Origin of the sequence: Kluyvera sp. CHPC 1.2972 (genome assembly GCF_036759925.1) — a bacterium.
Taxonomy (GTDB): Bacteria; Pseudomonadota; Gammaproteobacteria; order Enterobacterales; family Enterobacteriaceae; genus Kluyvera.
The window spans coordinates 1-15,914 of sequence record NZ_JAPKIB010000015.1 but is presented as its reverse complement, the minus strand read 5'-3'; the positions used below and the strand labels follow the sequence as shown (position 1 = coordinate 15,914).

General features: G+C 51.0%; 13 protein-coding genes. 9 read left to right on the top strand and 4 right to left on the bottom strand.

Features of this window, described 5'->3' with window-relative positions; all coding sequences use genetic code 11:
* Window positions 1–125 precede the first annotated feature (125 nt).
* Window positions 126–3,182, top strand: coding sequence for a D-2-hydroxyglutarate dehydrogenase YdiJ (ydiJ, locus tag V6944_RS18795; RefSeq protein ID WP_333500065.1), 3,057 nt, complete (start codon window positions 126–128; stop codon window positions 3,180–3,182).
* Complete coding sequence (gene menI / locus V6944_RS18790) at window positions 3,179–3,589, top strand: 1,4-dihydroxy-2-naphthoyl-CoA hydrolase (RefSeq protein ID WP_333500064.1); 411 nt, start codon at window positions 3,179–3,181, stop codon at window positions 3,587–3,589. The genes ydiJ and menI overlap by 4 nt, the downstream gene beginning before the upstream one ends.
* Window positions 3,590–3,644: 55 nt before the next feature.
* Here menI and V6944_RS18785 read toward each other — a convergent pair whose 3' ends face one another.
* A complete protein-coding gene (locus V6944_RS18785; protein WP_442910760.1) occupies window positions 3,645–5,345 on the bottom strand; it encodes a penicillin-binding transpeptidase domain-containing protein in 1,701 nt (566 codons plus the stop codon).
* A gap of 754 nt (window positions 5,346–6,099) precedes the next feature.
* Here V6944_RS18785 and V6944_RS18780 point away from each other — a divergent pair.
* The 3 genes from V6944_RS18780 (at window position 6,100) to V6944_RS18770 (ending at window position 9,464) form a co-directional block, all read left to right on the top strand.
* Window positions 6,100–7,287: an OmpP1/FadL family transporter gene (locus tag V6944_RS18780; protein WP_333500062.1), complete on the top strand. Its 1,188-nt coding sequence runs from the start codon at window positions 6,100–6,102 to the stop codon at window positions 7,285–7,287.
* Between the two features lie 160 nt (window positions 7,288–7,447).
* On the top strand, window positions 7,448–8,494 hold the full coding sequence (ompA, locus tag V6944_RS18775) for a porin OmpA (protein WP_333500061.1): 1,047 nt from the start codon (window positions 7,448–7,450) through the stop codon (window positions 8,492–8,494).
* 160 nt (window positions 8,495–8,654) lie between these two features.
* Window positions 8,655–9,464 carry a hypothetical protein gene (locus tag V6944_RS18770; protein WP_333500060.1) on the top strand — a complete coding sequence of 270 codons (810 nt, stop codon included), beginning with the start codon at window positions 8,655–8,657 and terminating at the stop codon, window positions 9,462–9,464.
* A 19-nt stretch (window positions 9,465–9,483) separates the two neighbouring features.
* On the opposite strand, the gene V6944_RS18765 is transcribed toward V6944_RS18770, so the two are convergent.
* On the bottom strand, window positions 9,484–10,569 hold the full coding sequence (locus V6944_RS18765; RefSeq protein WP_333500059.1) for a GGDEF domain-containing protein: 1,086 nt from the start codon (window positions 10,567–10,569) through the stop codon (window positions 9,484–9,486).
* A 169-nt stretch (window positions 10,570–10,738) separates the two neighbouring features.
* Between V6944_RS18765 and V6944_RS18760 the strand changes: the two genes are divergently transcribed.
* Genes V6944_RS18760 through V6944_RS18745 form a run of 4 tightly spaced genes read left to right on the top strand, consistent with a single transcriptional unit; the run spans window position 10,739 to window position 15,093 of the window.
* Complete coding sequence (locus V6944_RS18760) at window positions 10,739–11,890, top strand: BamA/TamA family outer membrane protein (protein WP_442910759.1); 1,152 nt, start codon at window positions 10,739–10,741, stop codon at window positions 11,888–11,890.
* Between the two features lie 30 nt (window positions 11,891–11,920).
* Window positions 11,921–12,859, top strand: coding sequence for a hypothetical protein (locus V6944_RS18755; RefSeq protein ID WP_333500057.1), 939 nt, complete (start codon window positions 11,921–11,923; stop codon window positions 12,857–12,859).
* Window positions 12,859–13,986, top strand: coding sequence for a BamA/TamA family outer membrane protein (locus V6944_RS18750; RefSeq protein WP_333500056.1), 1,128 nt, complete (start codon window positions 12,859–12,861; stop codon window positions 13,984–13,986). Before V6944_RS18755 ends, V6944_RS18750 begins: the two co-directional genes overlap by 1 nt.
* On the top strand, window positions 13,987–15,093 hold the full coding sequence (locus V6944_RS18745; RefSeq protein WP_333500055.1) for a DUF4056 domain-containing protein: 1,107 nt from the start codon (window positions 13,987–13,989) through the stop codon (window positions 15,091–15,093).
* 66 nt (window positions 15,094–15,159) lie between these two features.
* Here the strand turns inward: V6944_RS18745 and ydfZ are convergent, their stop codons facing one another.
* A complete protein-coding gene (ydfZ, locus tag V6944_RS18740; RefSeq protein WP_333500054.1) occupies window positions 15,160–15,363 on the bottom strand; it encodes a putative selenium delivery protein YdfZ in 204 nt (67 codons plus the stop codon).
* A gap of 139 nt (window positions 15,364–15,502) precedes the next feature.
* A partial coding sequence (locus tag V6944_RS18735) for a hypothetical protein (protein ID WP_333500053.1) occupies window positions 15,503–15,914 on the bottom strand: 412 nt, incomplete at its 5' end.

Here is a 15,914-nt window from a genome sequence, read left to right as displayed (position 1 = left end):
AAAAGAATAACTGCACGACGCAAACGATTAATTACTCTCTACACATCATCTTTGCCGTTTGTTGCCTCGCGTAAACCGGCAAGATTTTGTGCGTACAACACAACATTCAGAAAGGGTCACAAGTAATGATCCCACAGATTTCCCAGGCACCTGGCGTAGTTCAGCTGGTGCTGAATTATTTGCAAGCACTGGAGCAACAAGGCTTTACCGGCGACACCGCCACCCGTTATGCCGACAGGCTGACGATGGCGACCGATAACAGTATCTACCAGCTTCTTCCCGACGCGGTGATCTTCCCGCGTTCCACCGCTGACGTCGCGCTTCTGGCCCGTTTAGCGGCAGAAGCGCGCTTCCAGTCCCTGATTTTTACTCCGCGCGGCGGCGGTACTGGCACCAACGGCCAGGCGCTGAATCAGGGCATCATTATTGACATGTCCCGCTATATGAACCGCATCATTGAGATCAACCCGGAAGAAGGTTGGGTGCGCGTTGAAGCGGGGGTCATTAAAGATCAGCTTAACCAGTATTTAAAACCCCATGGTTATTTTTTCGCTCCTGAGCTGTCGACCAGTAATCGCGCGACGCTGGGTGGGATGATTAACACCGATGCCTCCGGACAAGGTTCGCTGGTATACGGTAAAACGTCCGACCATGTCCTGGGCGTTCGCGCCGTGCTGTTGGGGGGTGATATTCTCGACACCCAACCGATGCCGGTGGCGCTGGCCGAAACGCTGGCGAAAGAACAGTCGGCGGCGGGGCGTATCTATCGAACCGTTTATGAACGCTGTCGGGAAAACCGTCAGTTGATTATCGATAAGTTCCCGAAACTTAACCGCTTCCTCACGGGCTACGACCTGCGACACGTCTTTAATGACGAGATGACCGAGTTCGACCTGACGCGCGTGTTGACGGGTTCAGAAGGCACGCTGGCCTTTATCACTGAAGCGCGGCTGGACATCACGCCGCTGCCGAAGGTGCGCAGGCTAGTCAATATCAAATATGACTCCTTTGATTCTGCGCTGCGTAACGCGCCGTTCATGGTCGAAGCGCGCGCGCTGTCCGTTGAAACGGTGGACTCAAAGGTGCTTAACCTGGCGCGGGAAGATATTGTCTGGCACTCGGTTAACGAGCTGATTACCGACGTGCCGGATAAAGAGATGCTGGGGTTAAATATCGTCGAGTTCGCGGGTGACGACGACGCGCTGATTGAAGGTCAGGTGTCGGCGTTGTGCCAGCGGCTGGACGAGCTGATTGCCCAGCAGGAAGGGGGAGTTATCGGCTGGCAGCGCTGCAATGAGCTGGACGGCATCGAGCGTATTTACGCGATGCGTAAAAAAGCGGTCGGCCTGCTTGGCAACGCCAAAGGGGCTGCCAAGCCAATTCCGTTTGCGGAAGATACCTGCGTACCGCCAGAACATCTGGCCGATTATATCGTTGAATTCCGCGCGCTGCTCGATAGTCATGGCCTGAGCTACGGCATGTTTGGTCACGTCGATGCCGGTGTGCTGCACGTGCGCCCGGCACTGGACATGTGCGACCCGCAGCAGGAGATCTTAATGAAGCAGATCTCCGACGATGTGGTCGCGCTGACCGCGAAGTACGGTGGCCTGCTATGGGGCGAGCACGGCAAAGGCTTCCGCGCCGAGTACAGCCCAGCGTTCTTCGGCGAACAGCTCTACGGTGAGCTGCGCAAAGTGAAAGCGGCTTTTGACCCGGATAACCGTCTTAACCCGGGGAAAATCTGCCCGCCGGAAGGCGTGGATTCGCCAATGATGAAGGTGGATGCGGTAAAACGCGGCACCTACGATCGCCAGATCCCGGTGACGGTTCGCTCGGCATGGCGCGGGGCGATGGAGTGCAACGGCAACGGCTTGTGCTTCAACTTTGACGCTAAAAGCCCGATGTGTCCGTCGATGAAAATTACCAACAACCGTATGCATTCGCCAAAAGGTCGCGCGACGTTGGTGCGTGAATGGTTGCGCTTGCTGGCGGATCGCGGTGTAGATCCGCTGCTGCTGGAAAAAGAGCTGCCGGAAAAACGCGCGAGCCTGCGGTCGATGATTGAGCGGACGCGCAACAGTTGGCATGCCCGCAAAGGGGAATACGATTTTTCGCATGAAGTGAAAGAGGCGATGTCCGGCTGCCTGGCCTGTAAAGCCTGTTCTACTCAGTGCCCGATTAAAATTGATGTGCCGGAGTTCCGTTCTCGCTTCCTGCAACTCTACCATACCCGCTACCTGCGCCCGGTGCGCGATCACCTGGTGGCAACGGTCGAAAGCTACGCGCCGCTGATGGCGCGCGCGCCGAAAACCTTCAACTTCTTTATGAGTCAGCCGCAGGTACGTAAGCTGTCGGAAAAACATATCGGCATGATCGACCTGCCGCTGCTTTCGGTACCGTCGCTGCAAAAACAGATGGTGACCCACCGTTCGGCAAACATGACCCTTGAGCAACTGGAAGCGCTGCCGCCGGAGCAAAAAGCGCAGACCGTGCTGGTGGTTCAAGATCCGTTCACCAGCTACTACGATGCTCAGGTGGTGGCGGACTTTGTCCGGCTGGTTGAGAAACTAGGCCTCCAGCCGGTGCTGCTGCCGTTCTCGCCGAACGGCAAGGCGCAGCATATTAAAGGCTTCGTCAGTCGCTTCACGAAGACGGCGCAGAAAACCTCCGACTATCTCAATCGTGTGGCGGAATTAGGGATGCCAATGGTCGGGGTCGATCCAGCGCTGGTGCTTTGCTATCGCGATGAGTACAAGCAGGTACTTGGCGACAAGCGCGGTGACTTCAACGTTATGCTGGTGCACGAATGGCTACCGCAGGTGCTTGAGCGCAAAGAAACGGCGTTGCCGTCCGGCGAGCCCTGGTATCTGTTTGGCCACTGCACCGAGGTGACAGCGCTGCCGACCGCGCCGAAGCAGTGGGCTTCAATCTTTGCCCATTTCGGCGCGAAGCTTGAGAATGTCAGCGTGGGCTGCTGCGGGATGGCCGGAACCTATGGTCATGAAGTCAAAAACCACGCCAATTCACTGGGTATTTACGAGCTTTCCTGGCATCAGGCGATGCAAAAACTTCCGCGTAACCGCTGTCTGGCGACAGGTTATTCTTGCCGAAGCCAGGTGAAACGCGTGGAAGGTAATGGCGTGCGCCATCCACTGCAGGCATTACTGGAGATGATGGGATGATCTGGAAACGACAAACAACGCTGGATGCCCTCAATGCGATGGGGGAAGGTAATATGGTGGGGCTGCTGGATATTCAGTTTGATCATATTGATGACGATTCGATCGCGGCGACGATGCCGGTGGATCACCGTACGCATCAGCCGTTTGGGCTGTTGCACGGCGGTGCTTCAGTGGTGTTGGCGGAAACGCTGGGTTCAGTGGCGGGCTATCTGTGCACTGAAGGGGAAGACCGAGTCGTAGGGCTGGAAGTGAACGCCAACCATATTCGTTCGGCCCGCAGCGGGCGCGTACGCGGCGTATGCAAAGCGCTGCACGCCGGTCGTCGTCATCAGGTCTGGCAGATTGAAATCTTCGATGAGCAAGGGCGTTTATGCTGCTCGTCGCGCTTAACCACCGCCGTCGTCTAGTCTAATAGGCCAGTATGGCTTCCCATTCCGGGAAGCCATACCGTTTCCTGCCTCATTACTGCAACAGCGCATCCGGCGCGATATTCATATTCTTCAGCACGGGTCCCATGATATTGCCAAAGATAGGTGCCGCCACCGAACCGCCAAAGTGAGTGCCTGCGGTTGGGTTGTTCACCACCACCACCAGGGCCACTTCAGGGTGGCTGACCGGTGCGACGCCTGCGGTGTAGTTCACGTAGCCGCCGTCGTATTTACCGCTGTCGCCCAGTTTCTCTGCCGTACCGGTTTTGGTCGCCAGTCGATAGCCGGGCACCGCCGCTCTCACGCCGCTGCCGCCGGGCAGAACGTCGCTCTCCATCATATGGACCACGGTTTTCACAATGTTCGGGTCAGCAACCTGCTGGCCCATGACCGGCGGTGTGACCTTGGTTATCGATAGTGGACGATAGACACCATAGGAACCCATCGTGGCGTACTCACGGGCAATTTGCAGCGGCGTGACGCGCAGGCCATAGCCGAAGGAGAAGGTGGCGCGTTCAATGTCTGCCCACTGCTGGCGGTGGAGCGGGAAGTAGCCCACGCTTTCGCCGCTCAGACCGAGGTCGGTCGGCTTACCAAGACCAAACGCTTGATAGGTATTGACCAGCGCCTGCGCCGGCATCGCCAGGGCAATGTGGGAGACGCCGATATCGCTCGATTTTTGCAGAATACCGGTTGGCGTGAGCTGCGGCCAGTGGCCGACGTCACGGATCAGGTGCCCGTTTACGCTATACGGCGTAGTGTTCAGTAGCGTATTCGGTTGGATAATATTGCGCTCCAGCCCTTCAATAATCACCAGCGGCTTCACCGTTGAACCCGGCTCAAAGCTGTCGTTGATCGCCACATCGCGCATCTGCGTCTGGGTGGCGTTATCAAAGTTATTCGGGTTGTAGGAAGGGTAAGACGCCATCGCGAGGATTTCGCCGGTGTCAATTTTAACCAGTACCGCCGCGCCGGAATCGGCCTTATTCAGCAGGACGCCATCGCGCAGTTTGCTATAAAGCGTGTACTGATCGAATTTATCAATACTGAGCTGCACCGTCGGTGCCTGTTTTGGCGCATCGTAATTTAATACGCTGATAATGCCGCCATTAGCGTCCTTACGGTAAATTTCTTTTCCCGGCTCACCCTGAAGAATATTGTCATAGCCCTTTTCTACGCCGTTCAGGCCGGTATTATCCGCGCCGACAATGCCAATTAAGGGGGCAGAGGCTTCGCCCATCGGGTAGAAGCGGCTATCGTCGTAAATCTCGCTGATGCCTTTTATATGAAGGTCAGCAACATCCTTGGCGATGCCAAGCTCAACTTTACGCCCGAGAAAAAGGAAATGGCGGTGCGCATTCTGATAAATCTTGCTCGCAATTTGGTCTGGCGTGGTATTTAACGCCGAGGCGAGATACTGCCATTTTGGATCGCGAAAATTAGGACTAGCCTCAACGACCTTTACCGGGTCGACCACCACATCGCGCGAAGGTACGCTCATCGCCAGTGCTTCACCGTTCCTGTCTACCAGCGTACCGCGGTTTGTCGGCAGGACCACGGTACGCAGAGAGCGCTGATCGGCCTCACGCTCCAGCATTGGATGATTTAAAAATTGCAGATCCGCCACTCGCACCAGTAAAACGGCAAGGCAAAACAGAATGCCCAGACAGATTATTATGTAACGAGATGTAATAAATGAGTCTTTATTTTGCTTTTCTGTCGATTTTGTTTTCATTTGTAACATTGAACCACATGAATTTTTATTTTTTTAATTAAATGCCAGGTGGTCAGCGGTTTAATCGTGACCACAATGATGCGATGAAAATATCCATTTACCGGACGATCTGAATAATCAGTTTACAGGGAATGCTATTGATAACAAGCTATTAAGTTAACAGATTATTTCACTACGGAAAGGATATTATCCTGAACCAGATAGGGGATGTTAGAAGGGAAGTCGCCCAGGAACGCGACAGAAAAACACCGGAAGACGGTTTTTATCGCTAGCGATTGTGTGGGTATTTTCCCGCGTAACCGTGACGTTATCGGAATTATCTGACTTAGTCGGTTAATGCTGCTTTCGTTACCGCATTGCCGTGCCGTTTCAGCTTGAGCTTATGGTGACCTTTTAGCCAGGCCGTCGGCGCTGAATGTGATAGCCGTAACCTTCCCGCACCGGGAAAGCATCATTGATGCTATGACCAATCTTGCTGTCAGCTGAGCTCAAATAAAAAATTGATTCTTATTGTTATCTTTTACTGTTGTTTTTATTAAACAAAACCTGGTGAAAATAGATAACGGTCGTTCTCAATATTTAATACTGGATAAATCAAGCAGAGACAGTGTTCATTTGCTATCGCTATGATACGACTTAGGTTTAATAAAAATTATTTTGTCGTAGCACGGCGATACTTCTACGCTTTAAATGACGTGATTCAGGTTCTTTTAGAACCACAAATAATCCACGCTTTCTGTTGCAAGGTAACCAAATGAATAAAAAAACAATGATTATTACTGGGCTATTTTTTACAACGTACAGCCATGCGAGTGCGCTCTATTTTTATGAAATAGGCACCGAAGATACTGCATTAGCGGGGGCGGGGCAGGCGGCACGTGCTCAGGATGCGTCAACGCTATTGACCAATCCGGCGGGTATGACGCGGTTACCAGACCACATGGTCACTGGCGGGTTGCAAGCAATGGGGGGGAATATCCCCTACACGCTGGATGATGAAACGGCAGGGCGTCAAAGCCCGGGCAATATCATGAAGCTTTTTCCCAACGCCAGTATGTTTTATACCCAACGTTTGAGCGATACGGTGTCAGCTGGTCTGGGTTTGTACGGCAACTATGGGCTCGGCATTGATTTTGGCAATTGGGCTGGGGATCGTCTTATTAAAAAAAGCACCATGGTAGCGATGACGCTCAGCCCCGGTATTTCCTGGAAATTAAGTGATAAGGTTTCTATTGGCGCAGCGACCGGATTGAACTACGGGGTGCTTTCACTGACGCGAAACGTGGATGGCAATGACGAGAAACAAAACGACCATGACTGGGCGATGAATTATCGCCTGGGTTTGTTGATGGATTTAACCGATCAAACGCGAGCGGGTGTCACCTGGACGAGTAAAACGGACTACCACTTTAATATCGACGGTAAAGCGCGTTTCCCTAACGTGCCTAATGTTGAGTATAACCTGCCGATTGCTGCGCAGGTTCGCGCGCCACAGCAGATAATGATGAGCCTTGTCCACGACATGAATAAACAGTGGTCGGTGATGGGCGATCTTGGTTGGCAAGACTGGAGCCAGTTTGGCAGTCCGCAAATTTCAGTTAACGAACATTCCAGTAATAAAACCAACCGGCTGAAGGATACGTGGCATACGGCATTGGGCGTCCAGTATCGCCCCGATGAACAGTGGCGGGTAAACGCTGGCGTGGCATTTGATAGCACGCCGTATAAATCACAAAGCGATGTCGCGCTTTCCTTACCGACGGGGGACGAGTGGCGTTTTGCCACCGGAGCGCAATATCAGATAACGCCTGCCAGTAATATCGGGGTGGCGGTGGAATACCTGCATATGCAGTCTTCGCAGGTTAAATCAGCGACATTTGCCGGTGAATACAACCACCCGTGGCTATGGTTTGCGAGCGTCAATTATAGCTACCAATTTTAAGCTGAATAATCGCTGCTCTGGTCATCACCGTGATGGCGTTCCGATTCTACTTATCCAGAAATAAACAAGTTATCGATTATCAGCACACGCTAAAAAAACTATTGTAGCGCCACTTCTTAGGTAACTCACTGACTAATGGCAACGCTATAATAGGATGATTATGAAAAAGGCGCTTATTACACTCATTATTGCAAATGCACTGACTGCCTCCACGGCTTTCGCAGCAGCGGACGCAGGAACCTGGTATACCGGCGGTAAATTTGGCTGGTCGCACTATTCGGATACCAGCACCAGCCAGCAAACCAATGCTGATGGAAATAAGTTCGGCGATGTGGGCAAGAATAGCGATAATGTGGGCGGCGGCGTATTTACGGGCTACCAGATTACCCCTTGGTTGGCCGTTGAAGGTGGCTATGATTACTTAGGCAATACGCAGTTTAATGGCCGAAATGGCGCATCGGGTTCTCAGATGAAGAGCCAGGGTCTGCAGTTGTCATTAAAAGCCAGCTACGGTCTGACGGATAGTTGGGATCTGTATGGCCGTGCAGGGGCGATGGGGTATCGTGCCGAGTCTGATATTAAAGGCCACAACCGTTTTGATACCGGTGTACGCCCTGTCGTCGCCGTCGGTACGGAATATGCCTTTAATAAGAACTGGGCTGGCCGTCTGGAATACCAGTGGGTGAGCAATGTGGGCAATGAAAACCAGATTGGCGTGTCAAGCGATGTCCACTCTGTGACGGCGGGTCTCTCCTACCGTTTCGGGCAGCACGATGATGCAGCGGTTGTTGCCGCGCCAGCCGCTGCCGTTGTTGCCGCACCGCTGCCTCAGCGTTTTAACTTAAAATCTGATGTGATGTTTGGCTATGATTCTGCGGCATTAACGGCTGAAGGTAAGGCGGCTATTGCCCAGCTTTATCACAATCCAGGAATGCAACCAGCGAATGATAAAACGACGGTTGTTATTGGCTATAGTGACCGTATCGGTGCCGCCGATTATAACCAGCAGCTCTCTGCCCAGCGTGCTCAGGCCGTTGCCGATGAGTTAGTCGCTTTGGGGATGCCTGCGGCCAATATTACCGCTGAAGGCCATGGTGCCAGCGATTCGGTTACGGGGGCGAGCTGCGATGGGCAGTCTGGTCAGCAACTGATTAACTGTTTGGCTCCAGACCGTCATGTGGTGGTTGAGATAACGGACAAACATTAATTAGGCGCTAAAAAAGCCCATCTTATCTTCGGATTAGATGGGCTTTTTTAAATCAATTCAATCTTCGCTATGTATGATATGCACGCTGTAGAGAATCATCATGTTTATAGAATCGATCTTATCAAAACTTAAAACTATACTGTGGAGTTATTTTCTTCCCGTGTTCACCGCCAACAGCTTGAAAGAGGGTGAAGTCTACAACTACTACGGCGTTTATTTTTCTGACGTAAAACAAGAAAAATATCAACTGCTCAAGCTGATTGGCAAATGCGTAGTGCTTGAAAAATGGAATACGGAGAAGCAGGCATACACGACGAGATTAAATATATCGATTAGTGAAATTGAGAAAATGAATGTCGAAGTCATTCATTGGAAAAAGTATGGCCCACTCAAGTTCGATTCTATTGTCCTTTTTGCGATTAACTATTTCACGCGATTCGCTTATCTTAAGAACCTACTTACCCGTGCTAAAAATAAACTGTTGGTCCCGTTCTCGCATAACAGGGAAATGACGGGTCTTGATCGTATCACGCTGCTGAAAATGCTGGTGAGTGAGTATGTGCACCAATCGCCTGAAAAGACCCATACCGGGGTGACGGGTAATGAAGTGATTGACTTACTGTACGGTACGCTTTGGTATCACCATATAAAGAACGAAGATTTTAGACGTAAGATTTTTCTACTGCTGCAATCGCTGGTGATGACTGGCGACATCAAGCTTGAAGAGGGCAAATACCTTATTCAAGGCCAGGCGATTTCTACCATCGTCGCGTGGGAATCGGACGAAAGAAGGGATAAACAGCAACTCAGGATCCAGAAGAATATTAATCGCTTAATGCTGATTATCACGGCCTCAACGCTGATGATTACGCTGGCAATTTTAGCGCAGGCAGGCATTGTTAATCTGCATAATCTTTGGCAGCATCTGACTCAATTGAAGCCGATTCGCCTGTTATTTAAATTACTCTAACGTCAGGTGGAGAAATCCGCTAAGCCCTGGTGAATGACACCTGGTTTCGCCCGGCTTGTTTCGCCTTATAGAGTTCTTTATCGGCATCTTCAGCCAGTTTTTCCAGCGAACTCCCCGCTCTCCACTGGGCAACGCCGAAACTTGCGCTCAACCAGGAAGAGTGCTGGGATCCTTTATGCGGGATCTTTGCCTCACTGATGGTCTGGCGAATTCTTTCAGCAATCATTATTGCTTCCTGAAGGTTGTTGCAGCGGCTGAGTACAATAAACTCTTCACCACCGAAACGAAACGCCGTATCCGTTGATTTCCTCAGTGACTGGGATAGGCATTTTGCGGTCTTAACCAGGCATTCATCGCCCGCAATATGTCCATAGAGATCGTTATACTGTTTGAAAAAGTCGATATCCATGATGATCATAAATAGCTTCTCTTCAGGCTTCCTCAGCAACTGGATATTCTCTTCAAAATGCGTGTTCAGACTGCCTTTGTTGAGCAAACCCGTCAGTGAATCTCGATGGGCCAGTCGCGTAAGCTTTTTAATCAGCATACTTTTGGCAAATTCGCTGTTTTGCGTGCGGATGTACCATTCCAGAAGAATATACCGGGCACTGATGACGACAGCGAAAATGATTATAGTTCCAGAGATTTGTAACGGATTGAATTTTTCAAAAGAGGTCAGCTCACTAAAGACCATCGAAAATATAATGGGTGCACAAAAGAGAATCAATATTCTTCCTGATATGTAGAAGGAAATCGTTGCCGGTAATAAAATGGTAATGAGCAAGGCGAGGGAGGTTGTGGGCGTATTGTAGTTCTGAATCATAAAGTAAAATAACCCTCCCCATAGCAATCCTAAAGCTAATACTAAAAGGGATAAAGTTAATGGCTGGAATTTCTTTTTAATATACGCTCTCAAGTAAAACCCGAGCAATGAGACGATGATGGTCAGCAAACATAATGTGTTGATTATGCTGCTGTTGAGGCTATTCGGTGAGTGAGAAAAATTGCTGACTAGCGTCCATAGACAAAAAATCACATTAAGGCTAAGAAACCAAATGTAGCCCCATGAGTAAACGATATCTAAAATTTTCTTACTGTCAGTCATTACCTTCATTGTCTACGGCTCGCCATGTTTAACTTCAGTCTGAAATTATAGTCTAAACACGTAGGCTGCCACGTCTTGAATTCGTTTAAGACTGGACTAAGCTCAAATGAACTTACGGTGTTTAAGTCTTACGCTCAATAATAAAAATATATGTATCTGGGTGATAGTCATGATCAGAACACGGGCTGGAGAATGTGCGTGGCCATTGCGGTGGTTAATCCTGCTGCTGCCTTTGCTGTGCTCGCGAGCGCTAGCTGACGGCCTGTTTGATCCTGAAGATGGCATGCTGGATATGAGCCGTTACCTGCAGGATAACCAATATGGTTTTTTACCTATCCCCGTCGTGATTACTGAACCCGCCGTGGGATACGGCGGCGGGTTGTTTGGCCTTTTTTTGCATGGCAAAGGTCAACGAGAGGATGGCCGTTTTATTCCCCCGCCTATCAGCGCTTTTGGCGGTGGGGGTACCCAAAATGGAACCTGGTTTGTGGGCGGCGGGCATCGCCATACCTGGCAGGACGACCATATTCGTTATTTGGTGGCGGGGGGGTATGCGGATATCAATCTGGATATTTATACCGGTGATGTGATTGGTTTTGGTCACAATAAAGCGATTAATACTGAAACAAAGGGCTACGGGGGCATGCAAAAGCTGCTCTTTCGCCTCGGGGATACGCCAGTATTCCTTGGTGCTTCGCAGTTCTGGGCCAGAATGGATATCTCCGCCAAAAATAACCCCGTTATCGACAGCATCTGGAAGCGCGTACTGGGCGAAAGCAGCACCTCCTCGGGTTTCGGTATCGTTGCGGAATATGACACCACGGATAATCTCTTTTGGCCAGGGCAGGGGGTATCTCTTTCGGGGGAGTATCAGTTTTATGGCAGCGCGCTAGGCGGAGATTACCGCTACGATCTGCTGACGCTGGACGGCAAGGTGTTCCTGCCGCTCAATCCTGCCTGGACGCTGGCGCTTGCCGGAAACTATCAAAGCCTCTCACATCAGGATAACCACCTGCCGCCAATGGCGCGGCCCTATATCGCGTTAAGGGGGATCTCCCGTTATCGCTATCAGGGAAATGACGTTGCCACGGTGCAAACACAACTGGGCTGGCAGGCTACGCCACGCTGGATTATTCAGGGTTTTATTGGTGCCGGAAGCGCGACAGATACTTCGTCTGATTTGTTTCACACCGCAGAGGTGGCGTGGGGGACAGGGTTTCGCTACTTGATTGCCCGTGAATATGGGTTACGTACCGGGGTCGATATCGCGTTTAGCGATAACGAACAGGCGGTTTATTTCAACGTTGGCTCAGGGCTGTAAGCGAGCCGCAGGACTGGTGGGCATTCAATAATGAGATGGAAGCATACTGTTTTGCCATTGCTGTTGGTATCAGGCGCGGTAACGGCGGCCGACGGCGATGACCGCACCTTTCCTATCTGGGGAGACGAGGCCAGAGCGCGCGGGTATTCTATTCCATTACCCTTTGGCATCAATGTTAACTATATGAATATGCGACAGAACATTGATGTGGATAGCATCAGTTTTTCAGGACTGGCGCTGGGGAATCATCCTATTCCCACGGACATGTTTAATATTGATGCCGGGCATACACGAGAAAAAAGTAAATCAGAAACGGTGCGTCTCGATATGTGGGTTTTCCCCTTTCTGAACGTGTATGGATTGGTGGGGCATTCTCGTGGCTCATCCGTCTCCAACGTATCGGTTGACGCGGATCCTACGCGTTATACCGGCGTTGATCGACTCATAGCCGGGGCCGTGCATCGGCTCTATCAACGCGGCGATCTTCAGGATATTGATTTCACCCTGGATTTTAAAGGTATGACCTGGGGAACCGGCATTACGCTTGCCGGGGGATATGAAAACTGGTTTGCGCTGGTGGACACCAACTACACGCGGACGGACTTCGATATTCTTGATGGCAAAATTTCGGCATTAACCGTCTCACCCCGCATTGGATATCGCTTTAATCTCCAGGGCCCCGCGGGTCTATCGCACCTGAGCGTCTGGCTAGGAAGCATGTACCAGGACGTTCAACAGGAGTTTAAAGGGAACCTTTCAGACCTGAGTATGCCGGCGGCGCTTCAGCCGTTAATTGATGCGGTCAATCAGAACGGTGAGGGGCGTTTTGATGTTAAACAGCGTCTGACATCGCCCTGGAATGTGCTGGTGGGGAGTCAGTATGAAATTACGCCGCACTTTAATCTTCTGACGGAAATTGGGTTTAACGAACGTAACAGCTTCTTTATTGCTGGCGAATATCGTTTCTGATGATGATCAGACCCTTTATTCTGGCGGGGCTGATGTTGTTGAGCTTTCAGTCCGACGCGCTTCCCCTCGACAAGAGGTCAGTGGATGACCTGCTGGTTAAGCTGGGCGCGGATAATCAATACGATCCGGCGAAAGGCATAAACTGGAGCGTGTTGCCTGGTCCTTTTTATACGCCGGAATTAAAGCTTGGGCTGGGGATGGCGGTGGCGGGGATTTATCGCGTTGATCCGTCCGATAGCACGACGCAAAACTCATCGCTGTCGTTCACCGGGTTCATCAGTTCGAGTGGGGCGTTAGGTATTGGCCTCAACAATTATACTTTTTTCACTGACGATCGCTGGCGACTCTTTGTTGACGGTTCTATAGCCAAAGTGCCCACCAGCTTTTGGGGGGTAGGCTACGATGCCGCCCAGGGCGGAGAGCAGAGCTACACCAATAATTCTGTAGGTCTGCATCCGGTGTTGCTGCGTGAGGTGGCCGATAATTTCTATGTAGGCGCTGGCTGGGATTTTTCATCCATGCAGGCAAGTGTAAAAGATGCCCATCCAGGAGACGTTTTTGCCACCTGGCATGCGGATCCCTCTCCACTTTCTTCCGGGGCGTCCGTGGCGGTGAACTATGATTCTCGCGATGTGGTGACGCGCCCTGAGCACGGGCAATTTTTTAAGATGGAATATACCGTCTATGATCCGGCATTGGGCTCCGATACACACTTTACGGCGGCAGAACTTCAGTACGATTATTACCATCTCCTCAATGAAAAAACGGTATTAGCGTTTGATCTCTGGGGACGTTTTACACGTGGTGACGTTCCGTGGGATAAGCTCTCGATGGCGGGAGATGACCGACGATTACGGGGCTATTACCAGGGGCGGTATCGCGATAAAGATGTTGTAAGCGGGCAGATGGAGTACCGGCGCAAACTCAACTGGCGACACGGCTACGTACTTTGGCTGGGGGCCGGGGCGTTGGGAAATGATGCTGGTGACTTAAGCCACCATCCTCTTCTGCCGACCGCTGGCGTAGGGTATCGGTTTGAGGTTAAACCGGCGATGAATATCAGGCTTGATCTTGGCTTTGGCCGAGAGAGCGCAGGATTCTATTTTCAGGTAGCAGAGGCATTTTGAATGGGCAAATGGCTATTGTTGCTGCTCGTTGTTATGGCTGGCGCCCAGGCAAGCGGCGGTTTGTTATCGTTAAAGCAGGCCCGTCAGATATCCCCCGTCGCAGGGCACCTTAATGCGCCAGAATCCCTACGTCCGTGCTGTGCGTTCGGGCACGATTTGCAGGTACGTGCGATTGGCGTACCGATTCCCTTCTATCAGATTGGCAATGTGCTCGCACTGGATACCCTGGGTGACCATCAGTACAACGATAATGCCTTCGGCGCGGTTAAAAATATCGTCGGGTTAAGTAAAGAAGAAAACGGGCTGGTCTATACCCATCGAGGAGGGTTTATCGACATCGCCCACGTCCGCGATACCGCAGATAATACCTTTTTTCTTTTCTCCAGAATCTACCCAAAGTTAGGCCAGCGTTGGCGCTATTTTTACAGCAATGAGCTGGGGGTCAGGCGCATACAATTAAACGCCTTTACCCCACCGGCCGAGTTGAGTGCGCGCTATACGATCGCGGCCTGGCTTGCCGGGTATTTAGCCTTTGAATTAGCGCAGTGGCATGAAATTGCACAGTGGTACGGGTTTCAGTCGGTTCCCGGCTTTTCAGAAGAGATCTCCGCCTTTTCGCCGGAGGATCTCTATTCCAATCTGCTTGGCGCACGCATCGCGGTAGCGCTGATTCTGCAAGGGAAGGTCGGAACCGTCGATGACTACAATGCGGCTATGACGTCTGCGCTGAAGGAGGCGCTACTGGGTCTGGATATTGCGACACGAACGGAAACCGAAAAGAAGTTTCGCGAGCTGGATGGCGAGTGGTGGAACAGTAAACGAAGAGTGCCGGATAAATTTCTGGTCCTAAAAAGAAACTATAACCTGAATATCAACCGATTACCCACTCCCGTTGCTCATGAAGGCGCGCAGCCGCTGATGCTAACGTTTCCTGCCGTAGTTGAAGGGTATCAACTTTCACATTTGGGGGCGCTTCAGATCTATCCAGGGAAAGCGATGCAGTTACTTCCGCCACCCAAATCCTTCTACAGCCCATCGCAGTTTCAAAAACTGGCCGATAAAGCAGAGCGTTCGGACAAGGTGCTACTTGAGAGGATACAGAAATAAATAAGGCCACATCGGTGGCCTTAGGCTGTCATTTTCTACGTTGTTTTTTGTTAACACGATAACGCATTAGTTAAAGCCAAGACGGATCAAATCCAGCGGGCAATAGACGCCATCGCAACCCTCAATCTCAACGCAGTCAGCACGGCGCATTTGCTCAGCCGTTTTACCTTCACCGTGAATTGACCGGATAACGCCCGTCGCGCCATTGTTAGCAATCATGACGCGGCTGCCGATAGTGATAGCGTTACGGTTACGATCGTAGGTTTTCATCGTCTCCTCCTTTCACATTTCAAGACGGGATACATTTGCGGTGTGAATTAATACCGCGATAGAAAGCGTCATGTTTTGAGCTTTGTCAAAAGAGAGGTTTATCCGTTGTATGAAGTACCTGGATTACCAAAGAGGGGGATTAAGATTTTCTGGAACCGATAAACCAGATGATGAATCCAGCGGCGGCACCTGCAACGGCAATGCTAAGGTAGAGCAGGGCGTGTTCGAGAAAATAGTCCTGCAAGGTCATCCGCCCAGTCCAGACATCCTCAGATGATTCACCGACGGCAAAGTCAATGAAGACCAGTACACAGATGAACATGAGCGCATAGGTCATCATCATGTAGCAAAGTGAGAAAAAATTGAATGAGGAATGGCTACGCACGAGGGGAACCCTGGTTTGGTTTGAGCGGGTAAGATAGCCTATTGTGATGCAGATGCCTAGATGTGAAATGCAACGATCTGGCTGATGAAAGGCAAAGATGAGAGTGAAATGTTGAATCGCCACGGATAATCTAGACACTTCCGAGCCGTTGATAATACTGGTTTTC